Below are 16965 nucleotides of genomic sequence, written 5' to 3'. Positions count from 1 at the left end.
TTAGCTCTGCATAAAGTCCAGAAGCGCCTCAAGGCAGGATTCATTTTCCTCGTCCCGGCCGATGGAAATGCGCAGTGATGAGGTCAGGCCGTAGTTGCCGACCGGGCGCACGATAATGCCTTTTGACCGCAGGAATTCATTGCCAGCACCGGCCTGTTCATCCGAGGCGAAATGGACAAGCACGAAGTTGCCGAGGCTCGGGGTCACCCCGATGCCCATGGCTTCGAGCCGTTCCGTCATTAGCGGCAGCCAGCGGTTATTATGGGTTCGGGCCTTGTCCACATGATCCTGGTCCATCACCGCGGCCGCGGCGGCAACCTGGCTTAAGCTGTTCACATTGAAGGTGCCACGGATACGGTTAAGGATGCCCATCACGGCAGGCGGCACATATGCCCAGCCCACACGGAGCGCCGCAAGGCCGTAGATTTTGGAGAAGGTGCGGGTCACGACCACATTGTCCCTGCTGTTATTCACCAGCTCCATGCCCGCGTTATAATCGTCCGTTTCAGGATATTCCGCATAGGCGGCATCCAGCACCAGCAGGACATCGTCGCGCAGGCCGTCACGCAGGCGCTTGATCTCGCTGTATGGGAGGTAAGTGCCGGTGGGATTGTTGGGGTTGGCCAGCACCACCATTTTGGTGCGCGCCGTCTGGGCGGCGATCATGGCGTCGATATCGGCCACATAGTCCTTTTCCGCGACCAGAACCGGCTTGCCGCCGGCGGCCATGGTCATCAGCGGCGGCACCAGGAAGCCGTATTTGGACAGGATCACCTCGTCATCATCACCCACATAGGCCCGCACCAGCAGGGTCAGCATTTCTTCGGAGCCGTTGGTGCAAAGGATCTGAGCCGGATCGATGCCGTGCACCTCACCGATGGCCTGTTTCAGTTCCGTACAGGCCGGATCCGGATAAAGGGCCAGGTCTTTTTCCATCGCCTGCTCAAGGGCCGCATAAACTTTCGGACTTGCGCCGAGCGGACTTTCGTTGGAGGCCAGCTTGATGATGCGGTCGACGCCGGCAATTTTGGACTCGCCGGGTTTGTAGGGGGTGATGTCGAGGATGCCCTTGCGGGGGGATACGGTCATGTCTGGTCCTGTACTCTTTTATATTTATTCTGCGGCTATATGTGAAATCACGTTATGCCGATAATCGTCAAGCTGTTTCTGAACCCGGGCTTCAACCTCATGGACGGATTTTTCCTTAACATGGCCGAACCCGCGAATGTCTTCGGGGTACGACGCGAGGGCCACGGCCTGCTCCAGATTGTCCTTGTCCAGATGGTCAAGCAGTTCATCGATCAGGGATTCATACTCCCCGATCAGGCGGCGTTCCATCCGACGCTCTTCGGTGCGGCCGAAAATGTCGAAAGCGGTGCCGCGCAGGCCTTTCATTTTCGCCACAAGCTTCAGCGCCGGCAACATCCAGGGCCCGAAGGACATTTTTTTCAGATGACCTTCCGCATCCTTTTTTGCCAGCAGGGGCGGCGCCATATGGAATTTGAGGGTAAATTCCCCGTCGAACTGGGCGGAGAGCTTCTCCCGGAAACGACCGTCTGTGTAAAGGCGCGCCACTTCATATTCATCCTTGATGGCGAGCAGCTTGTAATAGTTGCGCATTACAGCTTCCGTCAGGGCATTGCTGCCGGCCTGGATGGCCTGTTCGGCTTTTCTGGTACGCTCGACCAGGGCCAGATATTTATCGGCCAGGGCCTTGTTCTGATAGGCCGTTAGTTCTTTGGCCCGATAGGCGGTTTTTTCTTCCAGGGTTTCGGGAAGGTAGCGTCCGGCCGCCGATCCGGGTAGGGAGACCCGGACTTCGTGAGGTGTTTCGGCGGCCAGACGACCCCAGACAAAACTCTGTTTATTGCTTTCCACGGCCACGCCGTTGAGCTCGATGGCGCGGTAAAGGGCGTCGAGGCTGAGCGGCAGGCGGCCCTTCTGCCAGGCATAGCCCATCAGGAACATATTGGTGGCGATGCTGTCGCCCATCAGGGCGGTGGCGAGCGCCGTGGCCTCGATCATATCCAGCTTATCACCGACCATTGCTGTGAGGTTGCGCCGGATCAGGTCGTCATGAATATCCGCATCCCGGTTGAGCGTAAACTGGGCGGTCTGTGTCTTGTGGGCGTTAAGGATCACATGGCTGCGGTCCTTGTCCAGGGTGCGCAGGCTTTCCGGGCTTCCGGCCACCACCATGTCACAGCCCAGCAGCAGGTCGGTGTGGCCGGTGGCGATGCGCACGGCGTCCATATTTTCCGCCTTGTTGGCAAGCCGTACATAGCTGTAAACAGAGCCGCCTTTCTGGGCGAAACCGGTGAAGTCCAGGACAGAGGCAGATTTACCTTCCAGGTGGGCAGCCATGGTGATGATCTGGCCGATGGTGACCACGCCGGTGCCACCGATGCCGGTGATCAGAATGTCATAGCTGTCGCGGATTTCGGGCAGGCTGGGGTTGGACAGCTCACTTGCCAGGGCCACAGGATCCTGCCGGTTGCCTTTTTTCACTTCGCCGCCGTGCACGGTGACGAAGGAAGGACAGAAACCTTCAATGCAGCTATAATCCTTGTTGCAGCTGGACTGGTCGATGGAACGTTTGCGGCCGAGCTCGGTTTCCACCGGCACGATGGACACACAATTGCTTTTTACAGAGCAGTCGCCACAGCTTTCACAAACCAGTTCATTAATGAAGGCCCGTTTTGGCGGATCGGGAAATTCTTTCTTTTTGCGACGACGGCGTTTTTCCGCCGCACAGGTCTGATCATAGATGATGGCGGTGACACCCTTGATCTCGCGCAGTTCCTTCTGCACTTCTTCCAGGTCGTCCCGGTGCAGCACCTGAACGTCGGACGCGAACTTGGCCCATCCGGCGTATTTTTCCGGTTCGTCACTGAGTACCCGGATCACTTTCACCCCTTCATCATGGAGCTGTCGGCTGATCTGGTCGACGGTCAGGGTGCCTTCCAGCGGCTGGCCGCCAGTCATGGCAATGGCGTCGTTATACAGGATTTTGTAGGTGATATTGACGCCGGCAGCGACTGCCTGACGGATCGCCAGAAGGCCGGAATGATAGTATGTGCCGTCGCCCAGGTTCTGGAAAATATGCCCTTCATGGGTGAAGGGCGCCTGGCCCAGCCAGTTGACACCTTCGCCGCCCATCTGGGTCAGGCATTCGGTATCACGTTCCATTTTGGTGGCCATAAAGTGACAGCCGATCCCGGCCAGGGCCCGGCTACCTTCCGGCACTTTGGTCGACCGGTTATGGGGGCAGCCGGAACAAAAGTACGGGGTGCGCATGTCCTTCTGATCAAAGGCGCCGATCAGGGATTTTTTCTTTTTATATAGCTCGAGTCTGGTTTCGATGTCGTCTTCCAGACCAAGCTGTTTCAAAGACGGCAGCAGGGCCTCAAGCACTTCTTCCGGACAGAACTCGCCGGTGGATTTCAGGAGTGGGGCTCCCTTTTCATCCTGTTTGCCGATCACCAGGGGGCGTTCGTCGGTGCGCATGTTGAACAGAATGTCGCGGATCTGCAGCTCCACGAAGCTGCGTTTTTCCTCGATCACCAGAAGCTTGTCACAGCGACGGGCAAAATCCTTGATCCGGTCCTGTTGCAGCGGCCAGGTCATGCCGATCTTGAGCAGGGCGATACCGTTCTTTTCGGCTTTGGCCTTGTCAATGCCAGCCATGCGCAGGGCTTCCGCAAGATCGAGGCTGGCCTTGCCACTGGTGACGATGCCGAGCCGGGGTTTCGGGCAATCCCAGATCATTTTATCCAGGCTGTTGTGGCGGGCGAAATTGTCAACCGCCTTCAGCTTGTGGTCCATCAGGCGATGTTCGATTTCCCGGAACGGGTCGGGCCAGCGGTAATGAAGCTTTGCCGGATCATAGCCCTCGTGCTCGGGGATAATGAAGGAGCGGTTGATCAGGTCCAGATTAACGGTGCCGGCGCTTTCCACCACCTCGCTGGTGGCGATGAAACCGGACCAGCAGCCGCTGAAGCGACTGAGGGCGAAACCGTAAAGGCCGAAATCGAAATAGTCCTGCAGTCCGGCAGGGGCCAGGACCGGCATCATCCAGCTTTCCATCACCTGTTCGCTCTGGTGGTTCATGCTGCTGGAGACCGCGTTATGATCATCGCCCGCAATCACAAGAACACCGCCCCGGGGGGAGGCGCCAAAGGCATTGCCGTGCTTGAGCGCATCGCCGGCCCGGTCTACGCCGGGGCCTTTGCCGTACCAGATGCCGAAAACGCCGTCATAGTCGGCTTTCGGGTTGCGTTCTACCTGCTGGGAGCCGAGGACGGCGGTTGCGGCCAGTTCCTCGTTGATGCCGGGCTGGAATTTCACATTGGCCTGATCGAGATATTTGCGGGCTTTCCACAGTGCCATGTCATAGCCGCCGAGCGGGGAGCCGCGATAGCCGGAGATGAAGCCCGCGGTTTTGAAGCCGTTGGCGTGGTCAAGTGCAGCCTGCATCATCGGCAGACGCACCAGCGCCTGTGTGCCGGTCAGGAAAATCTGTCCGTCATTTTTCTCATAGCGGTCGTCAAGCTGGTAGCTTGCATCGAAGCTGCCCGGTTCAATGGTCATTTTTTTTAATTGGCCCCTGTTTTTTGTTCTAAGCATGATACGGCCAAATGACAGGGAATGTCCTTGCGATATTTGCCAAAAAATTCTATAAAAAAGGCAAATAAATCTAAAAATACTATATAAAAGGGCATTATATTCCATGAAATTGGATAATATTGATTTTAACATCCTGCGGGAGCTGCAGGAGGACGGGCGTCTCAGTAATAACGACCTGGCCCAGCGTGTGGGGTTGTCGCCATCACCCTGCTGGCGGCGGGTCAAAAGGCTGGAGGACGAGGGGATTGTCGACCGCTATGTGGCCCTGCTTGATCCGGAAAAGATCGGCCTGCCCATTGTCGCCTATTGTCAGGTGATGCTTGAAAAACACCAGCTTGACCAGGCGGACCAGTTCGACCGGATGATCGGGGAGCGGGCCGAGGTGCTGGAATATTATTCCATGAGCGGCGACTATGATTTCCTGCTCAAGGTGATCAGCCGGTCAATCAAAGAGTATGAAGAGTTCCAGTCCCAGTTTCTGATGCGTTTGCCGGTGGTGCGTTCGGTCAGTACTTCTTTTGTGCTTAAACAGAAAAAGCATACCACCCGTCTACCCCTGAGATTTGTGGACAAGACAGAGAACTGAAATGGCCGTTTGACCGCAGTGATGATTTGGGCATAAACTGTTTTTGAGCGCAGTTTTGTTTTTTCTGGACAACGGGGGCGTCATGCATAAATCCCTTCCACTGGTTTTCGCTTCTTCTCTTTCATTTTTGCTGCCGGCGCAGGGGCTCATGGCCCAGAATGTGCCTGAGGAGACAGTAAAGGCCGGTGAGGCGCGGGCGACATCTTCCCGCCCTGTCCTGCGCGTTTTGATTCGGCCGGATTATCCAAAGGAAAAAAGCCGGGAATTCCTGTCGCAGCGGGCGCTCCCTTCTCTGAGGAACTATGGCGGCGGGGAAGTGGTGATCAACTGGCAGGATCTTCTGAACCCCGATTTTATGGCGGGTAACCCTGTGGAGCTCAGCGACGCCATACTTGTTGTGGAAACACCGGAACGGGTTTATTTTGAAGATGCCGGTTACAGCATGCGAAAGCTGGAAGTTCGCCTCGATTATTTCAATCTGGCGGCCAAGGAAGTCGCTTTCTATGAGAATACCCTGTCCTTCTCGCCCCTGACGGCCAAAATCAATCTGCCGGATTACGGACAGCTGTTCACCCGTTATCAGCTCAAGACCATTGATGATGCCAATTCTGAAAGCAGCAGATATCTGGTCAGGTTGCTGACACCCTACTAGGCGGCATAGGCCTTACTGGAAATCCAGTCCGGGCGGTGGCACGTCCTTTTTCAAGCCGGGGTCGATGTCGAAGACATCACCGCCGCCCGCCTGACAATCCTGCAGGGTGAGGGCGATTTCCTCTATCAGCTCCATGTAAAGGCTCGGTCCCGGTTCCAGATAGACCCCCAGGGGATCAACTACATCATAGTTGGCTGAGGTGTCGCCCATCACCACTGTGGCGATACGCGGATGGGCGCCGGGGGTGCCCAGTACGCAGGTCACATGCTTATCGCGGGCGATCCTTTTCAGGGCTTTCAGGTGTTTGGCGCTGGGCGGGCTGTCCGCCTTCAACTGGATGGCACCGACGCTATAGAGGGAAAAGGCTTTTTCGAAATACTGGAAGGCATCATGATAAATCATGATGGGTTTTTCCCTGAAGGGGCGCAGGTCCTGGCGAAGCCGGTCTTTCAGTTCATAAAGACGCTTGATGACCAGTTTGGAGTTGCGGATATAGGTCACCCGGTTGTCCGGGTCGAGCCCGGACAGGGTTTCCTCGATCATCCTGACCATCTGGATGGCATTTTCCGGGTCAAGCCAGATATGCAGGTCCATCTCCTCATGATCGTGGCCCTCATGGTCCCCGGTTTCCTCGGTAAACCAGATTTTGCTGGTGCGATAGGGCAGAAGCTTCAGGTTTGCGGCGCCAGACAGGGCGACAGATTTTACCGAATGTTGGTCATTGTCGACGATGCTTTCCAGAAATGTCTCCAGTTTCCTGTCCACATAAAACAGGACATCCGTATTAACCACCTTGCGGATGTGGGAGGGGCGCATGCGGAAAATATGGGGATCCAGGGAGCTGTCCAGCAGAAGGGTAACCTCATTGTCGTGTCCCACCACGGACTGAACCAGGGAGTGGACGGGTTTGATGCTGGCGACAATATCGAGCTTTCTGGCCTCTGCCGGCAGTGCGGTAGCCAGGAAAATCATAGGTAGCAGAAGTGCCCTGTGGAAACTGGTGATCATTTATTGTCCAAATTCGTTATAACATAACGTATCTGAGGCCTTGAGGCTTCAAAGTCAAGAGTGGATTGCAAATATCGTCAAGTCTTTTCAACCTGATGCAATCAGCAGCCCCCCGCCGAAAGTGAGAAAGCTGACCAGGAAGACAACAAAGGTATAGCCCATGATCTGGCGCAAATGAAGTCCGGCAATGGCCAGCAGTGGAAGGGTCCAGAATGGCTGGATCATGTTTGTCCACTGGTCACCGTAGGCCACTCCCATCACCACAAGGGGGAGATCAACGCCAAGGTTTTGTGCTGCACTGATGAAGACTGGTCCCTGGATCGCCCATTGTCCGCCGCCGCTGGGGACAAAGAAATTGACGATGCCCCCGGAAATAAACGCCCAGAAGGGCAGGGTCTGCGGTGTGGATATACCGGTGAACCAGTCGGAAATGATATTGACTAGCCCGCTGTTGAACATCAGCCCCATGATGCCCGCATAAAAGGGATATTGCAGCAGGACCGGCGCGACGGTACGGCTGGCGTCACCCACAAGCCGCACATAGTGAAGCGGATTGCGCGCCAGCAACAGCCCCAGGGCAAGAAAGGACCAGTTGACGATGTTGAGATTAAGGTTCAGCCCCTTGCTGGAAAACCAGTGGATCAGATAGGCCATCAAAAACAGGCCCATGACTATGGACATCAGTCGGCTGTTATCCAGTCTTCCGGCCGGGGTCAGGGGGGGGGCGTGGCCGGCGGAACGTTCGGCCTCTTTCTCATCTTCCTGAAGGGACTCTATGGCGTCGACCGGGGCCTCGATGATGTCTTCTTCCTTGGGGCGCATCAGGCTGCAGGTTGCGGCCACCAGAAACAGGGTGACAAAGGCGATGGCGATATTCCAGGACGCGAAAATGGTGTCGGTGACAGGGATCATGCCGCCGATTTTATCTTCCAGCGCATTTCCGGGTGTGGCGACAAACAGCGGTGCAGAGGCGGAATATCCCATGTGCCAGATGACGAAACCACTGTAGGCCGAAGCCACAAGCAGGGGGAAATGAAGGCGCAGGCCCTTGCGACGTCCTTCAATCGCCACCTGCTGGGCGAGAAGGGCACCGGCAACAAGGCCCAGGGACCAGGACAACAGACTGGCCAGACCGGCACAGACAGCGACCATGAGATAGGCCCCCGCCTGGCTCGTCGGAAGCCTGCCGAGGAAACGCAGGCCCCGCTGGACGGTGTCCGTGTGGGCCAGGGCATGGGCGGCAATCAGCATAATACTGATCTGGGCCATAAAGTTAAGCAGGGAGGACAGTCCGTCACCCCAGGCTGTAACAGCTCCCATCGGGGTGGTATCGGTCAGGCCGAAGGTAATCAGGAATGTTACCAGGGTCAGAAGAACGGCAAAGACAAAGGGGTCCGGATAAAACCTCTCGACAAAAAGGGTAAAGGGTTTCGCCATTAGCTGGAAGTATTTCATGAAGTCCTCCGTTTTTATGCCCTCTGTTTTTGTTTTATTGTGAAGCATGGGGCAACAGATTCAAGCCAAAAGGACAAACCGGGAAAAATTCACTTTTTCTTCAATTTTTGGCAGTAGGGTTCGTTTGAAACGATACTGAATTCTATTCAGGCTCAGCCTGATAGCTCCATCCAGAAGCAAATAAGGAGGGGAACAAGGATGTCGACAAGGACCGCGGAAGTCCAGGATCAGGAAGTCTTTTTCTCGGAAGAGGACATTATCGTCAGCAAGACCGATCTGAAGGGGAAAATTACCTACGCCAATGACGTTTTTTGTGACGTCAGCGGTTATGAAGTCAATGAACTGATTGGTAAACCCCATAATATCATTCGCCACCCGGATATGCCGCGGTGCGTTTTCAAATTCATGTGGGACACGCTGGGACGTGGCGAGGAAATCTTCGCCTATGTGAAAAACAGCTGCCGGGACACCGGTTATTACTGGGTCCTTGCCTATGTCACACCTTCCCTGGATGTGAACGGCAATACATGCGGCTATCATTCCAGCCGCCGTTCTCCCAAGCGTGAAGTATTGCCCAAGGTCGAGGAGTTATATGCCAGCCTGCGCCGGACCGAGCAGGAGGCCGCCAATCCAAAAGACGGTTTGGATAAGGCATATCTGCAGCTCGAACAGTTGCTGTTGGACCAGGGAATGTCATACAGCGAGTTCATTTTCTCCCTCTCCGGCGATTGAGAATTCTGACCGATTTGTTTTTGTTGATAAAGAGCCGACCCGAATGTAAAAAGGGGTTGGCTCTTTTCTTATTTGGCGTGTTATAGTCCTGCCAGATTCGGGCCAGCGTCCGGTAACGGGGATTGACAAGGCTGGAAAAACTGCCCACGGGAGGTGTCTCCCGGGCACGATAAAAACAGGTAGAGTATGAATTTTCAAATCGGGAAACCTTCCCTTTCCACACTCACGAAGAATGCCGTTCTGATGATCGCTGCACTGGTCCTTCTGGCTGGCTGCAGTGGCCGGGATACCCTGAAATACGAGGACAGGTCCGTCGAGGAAATCTATGACTGGGCCCTGGGCTATATTAACAAGGGGCAGTACCGCTATGCCGCAGTGGCCTTTGACGAGGTGGAGCGACAGCACCCCTATTCTGTCTGGGCGCGCCGGGCTCAGCTTATGTCCGCCTATTCCTATTATATGGCCAACAAGTACCAGGAGGCGATCCTTACAGCCGGTCGTTTTATTTCCCTGCATCCCGGTAACAAGGATGCGGCCTATGCCTATTACCTGACCGGGCTTTGCTATTACGAGCAGATTGCCGACGTGCGCCGGGATCAGAAAATTACCGAACAGGCGCTGAGTGCATTTACCGAGGTTGTGCGGCGGTTTCCGCTGTCCGAATATGCCAAGGATGCGCGTCTTAAAATCGACCTGACCAAGGATCACCTGGCCGGCAAGGAAATGGAAATCGGTCGTTTCTACCAGAAGAACGGTGAATATATGTCCGCGATTAAACGGTTCCGCACCGTGGTGGAAGACTATGAGACCACCAGTCATGTGGCGGAAGCCCTGCATCGTCTGACCGAGCTCTATATGACCCTCGGGATTTATCCCGAAGCGGTTAAAACTGCCAGTGTGCTGGGGCACAACTTCCCGGACAGCAAATGGTACGAATATAGTTACAAGTTGATGCAGAAATATTCCAACTAGGAGGCTCTCGCGTCCGGATGCTGATCGGTCTTACCATCAGGGATATTGTTCTTATCGACCGGTTGCAAATCCCCGTGCCGGACGGTTTGTCCGTCCTCAGCGGAGAAACAGGGGCCGGTAAATCCATTCTTCTGGACAGCCTGGGACTTGCTACTGGCCAGCGCGGCGAACGTGAACTTGTGCGCCACGGCGCGGAGCAGGGCACTGTAATTGCCGAATTTTCCCTCTCTACCGATCTTTCCCTCTGGTCCATCCTTGACGAACAGGGGCTGGACTATGAACCCGGTGAACTGATCCTGAAACGGACACTTTCCAGCGAGGGCCGCAGCAGGGCATTTGTCAACGATCAGCCTGTCAGTATCGGTCTTCTGCGCCAGCTTGGCGAGATGCTGGTGGAAATCCACGGCCAGCATGACGAACGGGGGCTTCTCAATCCGGCCGGGCACAGGGCCATGCTTGATGAATATGGCCGCTACGGCAAGGAACTGCGGGCTGTCGCAGACAGCTATGGGCGGCTGGTCCGGCTGAAAGCCGACCTGCAGGCCGAAGAGGACAAATTATCCGACGCCCGCCGGGACGAGGAATATATCCGCTATAATCTTGAAGAACTGGAAACTCTGGAACCCCGGCAAGGGGAAGAAGAGGAATTGTCGGAGCAGCGCGCCCACATGATGAAGGGGGAGAAGCTTTCCGACGGCCTGAACGAGGTATTGTCCGATCTGTTGAATGACAAGGGGGCAGATGCCTCCCTGCGTGGGGCGCTTCGGCGTCTGGAACGGATGGCGGAAAATGACGGATTACTAGAATCTGTTGTGCAGTCTCTGGACCGGGCCGCCATTGAAACGGCTGAAGCCATCTCCGGGCTGGAACAGACATTGCGTGATCTGGAATTTGATCCGCAGGATCTGGAGCATAGCGAGGAGAGACTGTTTGCCCTCAGGGCGGCGGCGCGAAAACATAACTGTCAGGTTGATCAATTGGCGGCGCTGAAAGAGGAGTTCGCGGAACGGCTGCGCGCCCTGGAATTCGGGGATGAGGAAGTCCGTCGCCTGACCGGTGAAGTCAGGCAGGCGGAAGAGGCGTTCCATCAGGCGGTAGAGGCGCTCAGCACGGCAAGGCTCAAGGCGGCTGCAAAACTGGATGAACTGGTCAATGCAGAACTGCCACCCCTGAAACTGGAAAAGGCCAAATTCCGTACAACGCTGACACCTCTGCCAAAAGAGGATTGGGGGATGTCCGGCGGCGAGAAAGTAGAATTTGAAATCAGCACCAACCCGGGCGCCCCTTTTGCAGGTCTGATCAAGATTGCGTCAGGCGGGGAATTGAGCCGCTTTATCCTTGCCCTCAAGGTGGTGTTGGCTGCGGAAAATACCGTTCCGACCCTGATTTTTGATGAAATTGACCGTGGTGTCGGCGGTGCGGTGGCCGATGCGGTCGGGGAACGGCTGAAACGTCTGTCCGAACATGCCCAGATCATGGTGATCACCCATTCACCGCAGGTGGCGGCCCGGGGCAATAGCCACTGGCTGATCCGCAAGTCGCAAACTGATGAAAATGACCGGATGAACACCACCATTACAGCCCTGGATCAGTCGGCGCGGCGTGAAGAAATTGCCCGCATGCTGGCCGGGGCGACGGTCACAGATGAAGCGCGTGCGGCGGCCGAAAGCCTGATGCAGGGATAAAATATGTCTGATCTGAACCTTATTGCCCCTGATAAACTGACAGAAGACCAGGCCCGTGACGAACTGGAAAGGCTCGCCGGGGAAATTTCCCGCCATGACGCGCTTTATCACCAGCAGGATGCGCCGGTCATTTCCGATGCGGATTATGATGCGCTGCGTCTCAGGAATGAAGAAATTGAGAAGCTTTTTCCCAATCTGGTCCGGGAAGACAGCCCGTCCGGGCGTGTGGGGGCTGCCCCGGCCGGCGGTTTTGCCAAGGTGGAGCATGCCAAACCCATGCTGTCCCTGGACAATGCCTTTGATGATCAGGACGTCATCGATTTCGTAGACCGCTGCCGCCGCTTTCTCAACCTTGCGGGCAGTGACGAAATTGCCCTGACGGCGGAACCCAAGATTGACGGCCTGTCTGCCTCCCTGCGCTATGAAAAAGGGAAGTTTGTCCAGGGGGTGACCCGCGGCGACGGCCGGGTCGGGGAGAATATCACCGAAAACCTCAAGACGCTGGGTGATGTTCCCAAAGTTTTGCAGGGTAAGGACTGGCCCGACGTGCTCGAAGTGCGCGGTGAGGTCTATATGGGAAAGGCGGATTTCTTTGCCCTGAACGAGAAACAGACGGCCGCGGGCAAGAAGATTTTTGCCAATCCCCGGAATGCGGCCGCCGGTTCCCTGCGTCAGCTGGATAGCAATATTACCGCGGAACGTCCCTTGCGGTTTTTCGCCTATGGCTGGGGGGAAGTGTCCACACCGCTGGCGGCGACCCAGCATGGTGCGTTGGAAAATCTCGGAAATTGGGGTTTCGCGATTAATAGCCTGACGCGTGTCTGCAAGACCGCGGAAGAGGCTATAGAGCATTACCAGGAGATCGCCCGGCAGCGGGCGGAGCTGGACTATGACATTGACGGCGTGGTCTACAAGGTGGACCGGCTCGACCTTCAGGACAGGCTCGGTATAGTCAGCCGCGCGCCGCGCTGGGCCATCGCTCACAAATTCCCGGCAGAACAGGCGATTACCATTCTGAAGGATGTGGAGTTCCAGGTGGGCCGGACCGGGGCGGTAACCCCTGTGGCCCGGCTTGAACCGGTGACCGTGGGTGGTGTGGTGGTCTCCAATGCCACCCTGCATAATGCGGATGAAATTGAGAGACTGGGCGTGCGGATTGGCGACATGGTGGTGATCCAGCGGGCCGGCGATGTGATCCCCCAGGTGGTGCGGGTACAGGAAGCCGCCGATGGGGGCCGGGATATTGAATTTCCCAAAACCTGCCCAAGCTGCGGCAGTCATCTGGAACGTGAGGACGAGGAAGTGGTCTGGCGTTGTTCCGGCGGACTGATCTGTCCCGCGCAACGGGTGGAACGATTGCGGCATTTCGTCTCCCGCAATGCTTTTGATATTGACGGACTGGGCGCCAAGCAGATTGAATTCTTTTTCAATCGGGAAATGATCCAGAGCCCGGCCGACATTTTCACCCTGCAGGAACGGGACGAGGCCGAAGATAACCTGCAGCGGCTGAAAAATTTTGAAGGCTGGGGCGAGCTGTCGGTCAAAAACCTCTGGCAGGCCATTGATGATCGCCGGAAAATCGGTATGGATCGTTTTCTTTATGCTCTTGGTATTCGTCATATCGGCCAGCAGAATGCCCGTCTGCTGTGTTTGAACTATCTGACAATGGATAATCTCGCCACACAGATGGAGGCCGCCCGGGACAGGGAAAGCGATGCCTATCAAGAGCTTCTGAACATTGACGGTATCGGCCCCAAGGTGGCGGACGCCATTGTGGAGTTCTTCGCGGAGCCCCATAACCGGGATGTGGTTGATAATCTTCGCAGACAGGTGACGGTCGAGGAGTTTGAGGCGCCAAAAACCGAAGGCTCGCTTGTAGCGGGCAAAACCATTGTCTTTACCGGCAAGCTGGAAAAGATGTCGCGTCAGGAAGCCAAGGCATCGGCGGAGAACCTCGGGGCCAAGGTTTCCGGTTCTGTTTCTGCCAAAACCGATATTGTGGTGGCCGGTCCCGGTGCCGGCTCCAAATTGAAAAAGGCCACAGAACTGGGCATTCAGACCCTGACCGAAGATGAATGGCTGGACTTGATCGCTCAAAATTAACCGAAGTGCGATTATTATATCTCATAGCTATGCATGAAGTTAAACCCTTGTTGATGAGGTATGCGAATAACGCATGCCTGCCGCGCAATTTTATGATCTACAAAAATTTGATTAAAACTTTATCTAAGGGTCACCGGCGGATAACCACCGGATAATTCAACAGATTTTAAGGATAGATCAATGACAAAATATATCGACGGATATGATTTCATGGATCTGTTGAAGGACAAAGCGCTTGTACCTGTGACAGATCTTGGTGGCGAAAAGCTGGCCGACAAAGTGGCTGCTTTTATGTCCAGGCTGACCGGTAAGATTAATCATTCCGTGATTATGGCCGACTACGACTTTATGGATCTGCTTCAGGAAAAAGGCTATGTGCCTGTCCAGGAGCCGGCCAACGACAACATCGCTGTTGTGAATGTGGCGTCCTGAGCCAGTCAGTAGCCTTGCATATCGGATGAAGGAGCCGGCCTGAGCCGGCTTTTTTATTGCCCTGAGTTTTTATCCCGGGTCCGGTCCCGCTTCAGGCCCTTTTCAGCGTAAGCGCCCGCCATTCATTAAGGGCATATTCCTGATCCAGTATAAAACCCTGTGCCGCGTAGGCCTCAAGGACCCTGTCCTGCTGCTCGTCCAGCAGTCCCGACAGGATGAGCCGTCCGTTGTCTGTCAGGTTCCGGGCCATGTCCTGGGCCAGGTCGATCAACGGTCCGGCAAGGATGTTGGCGACAATCAGGTCAAAGGGGCCGCGCCCGGCGAGCAGGGGGTCGGCAAACCCGTCGGCAGTCAGGGCAAAGACGCCTGATTTGTCTTCTGCCGAGGCCGCCAGTGTCACGTCGTTAACCCGGGCATTTTCAATGGTGGTGTCGGTGGCAATGGGATCGATATCACTGGCAGTGACGGGACTGTCCCAGAGTTTTGCCATGGCCAGGGCAAGCACGCCGGAGCCGGTGCCCAGATCCAGGATATTTTCCGGCTGGCCTTTGGCTGCGATATCCTCGATGGCCCGGAGGCAGCCGTATGTGGTGCCATGCTGGCCGGTGCCGAAGGCCTGTCCGGCCTCGATCAGCAGGGCGATCCGGTCAGCGGGGACCTTGTCCGCATCATGACTGCCATAGATAAAGAATTTGCCCGTATCCACAGGTTTCAGAATTTTCTGGGATTCCGCCACCCAGTCCCGCTGTTCCACTTCCTCGATGACAAAATCGGGCATGTCCAGGCCGTTCTGGCTGCAGACAAACTCCAGAGCCTGACGGATCGGGCCTTCCTCCGGACGCTCCACATAATAGGCCTCCAGGGACCAGATGTGCGGGCGCTCTGCTGTTTCAAAGGAGGAGGTGGTCGGTATCGGATCACCGGAGATGGCATAGAGCATTTCCTCGAAAGCAGGGATGATCTCGAGAGGCAGTTCTGTTTTCATTTTCCAGGTGGAAGGGGAGGCATTCACGGGCAATTATCCTTTTTACATACCGTCTTTATGGCCGTATGCGGCCCGGAAAACAACCCGGAAAGCGCGGTTTTGAGGGATAAATGCGACCAGCTCATGCATATCTGCGACAAGAGGCCGCCGCCCCACTTGTGATTGGCGGGGGCATTCTCTTATACTAAGTTCATAAATTAACGAAACCTGCGATAATGATGAATGTCGCGACAAGAAAGAGAAAAAAGGAAGGAAACGACATGAAGAAGGGGATACTGATTGCAGCAACGGCCCTGTCTGTGACAATGAGTGCCGGACTGGCGTTTGCCGGAAGTGACATGACCGAGACACGGGACCTGGAGGGATTTTCCGTTATCAGGATTGAAACCGGACTCTCCCTGGATGTGGAGATCGGCGACAAGTTTGTCGTTGAAGTATCGGGAAATGCAAAAAAGGTCGCCCGTCTGAAAACCCGTGTGGAAAATGGCGCCTTGGTGATTGACTATGACAAGGACGGGATCGAACTCGGGGACAGCCTGCATATGGATGTGACCATGCCCAAATTCACCAAGCTCGATGTTGACGGGGCGGTGGACGCGGAAATCGAGGGCTTTGATGGTGGCGATTTCGAGATCGAGCTGAATGGCGCCGGCAATATCGAACTTGAAGGAAAGTGCGACAAACTGGTCATCGAACTGAATGGCGCCGGCAATATCGAGGCCGAAGACCTGGAATGCAAGGACGTGGAAGTGGATGTCAACGGCGCCGGAAATGTGGAAGTCTTTGCCTCTGAATCCATCGATGCGAAAGTCAGCGGTTTCGGCAATATTGATGTTTACGGCAAGCCGAAACAGATCAAGACCGATGATGGTCTGTTCAGCAGCATCGATATCCATTAAGGTGAAGCAACTGTTGACGGGTAGTAGGCAAGTGAAGTGAGAAAAAGCATGAAAAAGAGTTTGATCATTCCCGGAGCACTGGTGCTGGCCACCGTTTTTTCCGGCCCGGCCCTGGCCGGCGGCAAGTCCTATGACCTGAAGGAATTCGACCGTATCGAATTTGACAGCAGCGTCGATTTCGAAGTCGAGGTGGGCCGGAAACAATCCGTCAAGATCGAGGCCAGCGACAAGTTTCTGGAAAACCTGGATGTACAGGTGCGCGGCCATACCCTGACCATCAGCCATAAACGCGGCAAATACCGCAACTGGAGCGGTGAAAAGCCGGAAATCACCATTTCCATGAAGGTACTGGAGCAGCTTGAAATCAACGGCTCTGCCGACGGTACCATCAAGGGCCTGAAGGGCGACCGCTTTGATCTGGAAATCAACGGGTCCGGCGAAATTGAAGTTGCCGGGCGGGTTGGCAGGCTCGATATGGAACTGAACGGCTCCGGTGAAGTGACCGGCGACAAGATTATCGCCAAAAAAGCGACCGTGGAGATCAATGGCAACGGCGATGTGACCCTGGAAGGCAGCTGCGATCACCTTGAGCTTGAAATCAACGGGTCAGGTGAATTTGACGGCCGTCGCTTCAAATGTGTGACCGTGGAAGTGGAAATCATGGGCTCCGGCGATGCCGCCGTCTATGCCAGCAACATGGTGGATGTGGAAGTGACCGGCTCCGGCACGGTGGATATTTCCGGCAAACCGGACAAGGTGATGAAGGAAGTCCGCCGCCACAGCAATGTGATCATCCGCGACTAAAAAAATTACTCACCAACTTTAAGGCC

General features: G+C 55.5%; 14 protein-coding genes. 9 read left to right on the top strand and 5 right to left on the bottom strand.

Annotated features, from left to right (window positions below; all coding sequences use genetic code 11):
* Both hisC and ACN0YD_RS10585 read right to left on the bottom strand, forming a co-directional pair.
* Positions 1–1089 carry a histidinol-phosphate transaminase gene (hisC, locus tag ACN0YD_RS10590; RefSeq protein WP_417319560.1) on the bottom strand — a complete coding sequence of 363 codons (1089 nt, stop codon included), beginning with the start codon at positions 1087–1089 and terminating at the stop codon, positions 1–3.
* Between the two features lie 24 nt (positions 1090–1113).
* On the bottom strand, positions 1114–4590 hold the full coding sequence (locus ACN0YD_RS10585; protein WP_417319558.1) for an indolepyruvate ferredoxin oxidoreductase family protein: 3477 nt from the start codon (positions 4588–4590) through the stop codon (positions 1114–1116).
* Between the two features lie 139 nt (positions 4591–4729).
* On the opposite strand from ACN0YD_RS10585, the gene ACN0YD_RS10580 reads away from it, so the two are divergent.
* Positions 4730–5212, top strand: coding sequence for an Lrp/AsnC family transcriptional regulator (locus ACN0YD_RS10580; RefSeq protein ID WP_417319556.1), 483 nt, complete (start codon positions 4730–4732; stop codon positions 5210–5212).
* Positions 5213–5294: 82 nt separating this feature from the next.
* On the top strand, positions 5295–5864 hold the full coding sequence (locus ACN0YD_RS10575; RefSeq protein WP_417319555.1) for a hypothetical protein: 570 nt from the start codon (positions 5295–5297) through the stop codon (positions 5862–5864).
* A 12-nt stretch (positions 5865–5876) separates the two neighbouring features.
* Here ACN0YD_RS10575 and ACN0YD_RS10570 read toward each other — a convergent pair whose 3' ends face one another.
* The gene (locus ACN0YD_RS10570) at positions 5877–6872 is read right to left on the bottom strand and encodes a zinc ABC transporter substrate-binding protein (RefSeq protein ID WP_417319553.1); all 996 of its coding nucleotides are present in this window, start codon (positions 6870–6872) and stop codon (positions 5877–5879) included.
* 87 nt (positions 6873–6959) lie between these two features.
* Positions 6960–8327 carry a short-chain fatty acid transporter gene (locus tag ACN0YD_RS10565; RefSeq protein ID WP_417319552.1) on the bottom strand — a complete coding sequence of 456 codons (1368 nt, stop codon included), beginning with the start codon at positions 8325–8327 and terminating at the stop codon, positions 6960–6962.
* Between the two features lie 198 nt (positions 8328–8525).
* Between ACN0YD_RS10565 and ACN0YD_RS10560 the strand changes: the two genes are divergently transcribed.
* The 5 genes from ACN0YD_RS10560 to ACN0YD_RS10540 all read left to right on the top strand — a co-directional run bounded on the left by ACN0YD_RS10560 (position 8526) and on the right by ACN0YD_RS10540 (position 14251).
* The gene (locus ACN0YD_RS10560) at positions 8526–9059 is read left to right on the top strand and encodes a PAS domain-containing protein (protein WP_417319550.1); all 534 of its coding nucleotides are present in this window, start codon (positions 8526–8528) and stop codon (positions 9057–9059) included.
* Between the two features lie 186 nt (positions 9060–9245).
* A complete protein-coding gene (locus tag ACN0YD_RS10555; protein ID WP_417319548.1) occupies positions 9246–10031 on the top strand; it encodes an outer membrane protein assembly factor BamD in 786 nt (261 codons plus the stop codon).
* A gap of 17 nt (positions 10032–10048) precedes the next feature.
* A complete protein-coding gene (recN, locus tag ACN0YD_RS10550) occupies positions 10049–11716 on the top strand; it encodes a DNA repair protein RecN (RefSeq protein WP_417319546.1) in 1668 nt (555 codons plus the stop codon).
* Positions 11717–11719: 3 nt separating this feature from the next.
* Positions 11720–13819, top strand: coding sequence for an NAD-dependent DNA ligase LigA (gene ligA / locus ACN0YD_RS10545; protein WP_417319544.1), 2100 nt, complete (start codon positions 11720–11722; stop codon positions 13817–13819).
* Between the two features lie 180 nt (positions 13820–13999).
* Positions 14000–14251: a hypothetical protein gene (locus ACN0YD_RS10540; RefSeq protein WP_417319543.1), complete on the top strand. Its 252-nt coding sequence runs from the start codon at positions 14000–14002 to the stop codon at positions 14249–14251.
* A gap of 91 nt (positions 14252–14342) precedes the next feature.
* On the opposite strand, the gene ACN0YD_RS10535 is transcribed toward ACN0YD_RS10540, so the two are convergent.
* Positions 14343–15236: a 50S ribosomal protein L11 methyltransferase gene (locus ACN0YD_RS10535; protein WP_417319541.1), complete on the bottom strand. Its 894-nt coding sequence runs from the start codon at positions 15234–15236 to the stop codon at positions 14343–14345.
* Between the two features lie 260 nt (positions 15237–15496).
* On the opposite strand from ACN0YD_RS10535, the gene ACN0YD_RS10530 reads away from it, so the two are divergent.
* Both ACN0YD_RS10530 and ACN0YD_RS10525 read left to right on the top strand, forming a co-directional pair.
* Positions 15497–16135 carry a head GIN domain-containing protein gene (locus ACN0YD_RS10530; protein WP_417319539.1) on the top strand — a complete coding sequence of 213 codons (639 nt, stop codon included), beginning with the start codon at positions 15497–15499 and terminating at the stop codon, positions 16133–16135.
* Positions 16136–16183: 48 nt separating this feature from the next.
* Positions 16184–16939, top strand: coding sequence for a head GIN domain-containing protein (locus ACN0YD_RS10525; RefSeq protein WP_417319537.1), 756 nt, complete (start codon positions 16184–16186; stop codon positions 16937–16939).
* The last annotated feature ends 26 nt before the right edge of the window (positions 16940–16965 follow it).

The sequence above is a fragment of the Emcibacter sp. genome (genome assembly GCF_048269205.1).
Taxonomy (GTDB): Bacteria; Pseudomonadota; Alphaproteobacteria; order Sphingomonadales; family Emcibacteraceae; genus Emcibacter.
This window is presented reverse-complemented; position numbering and strand designations above follow the sequence as displayed.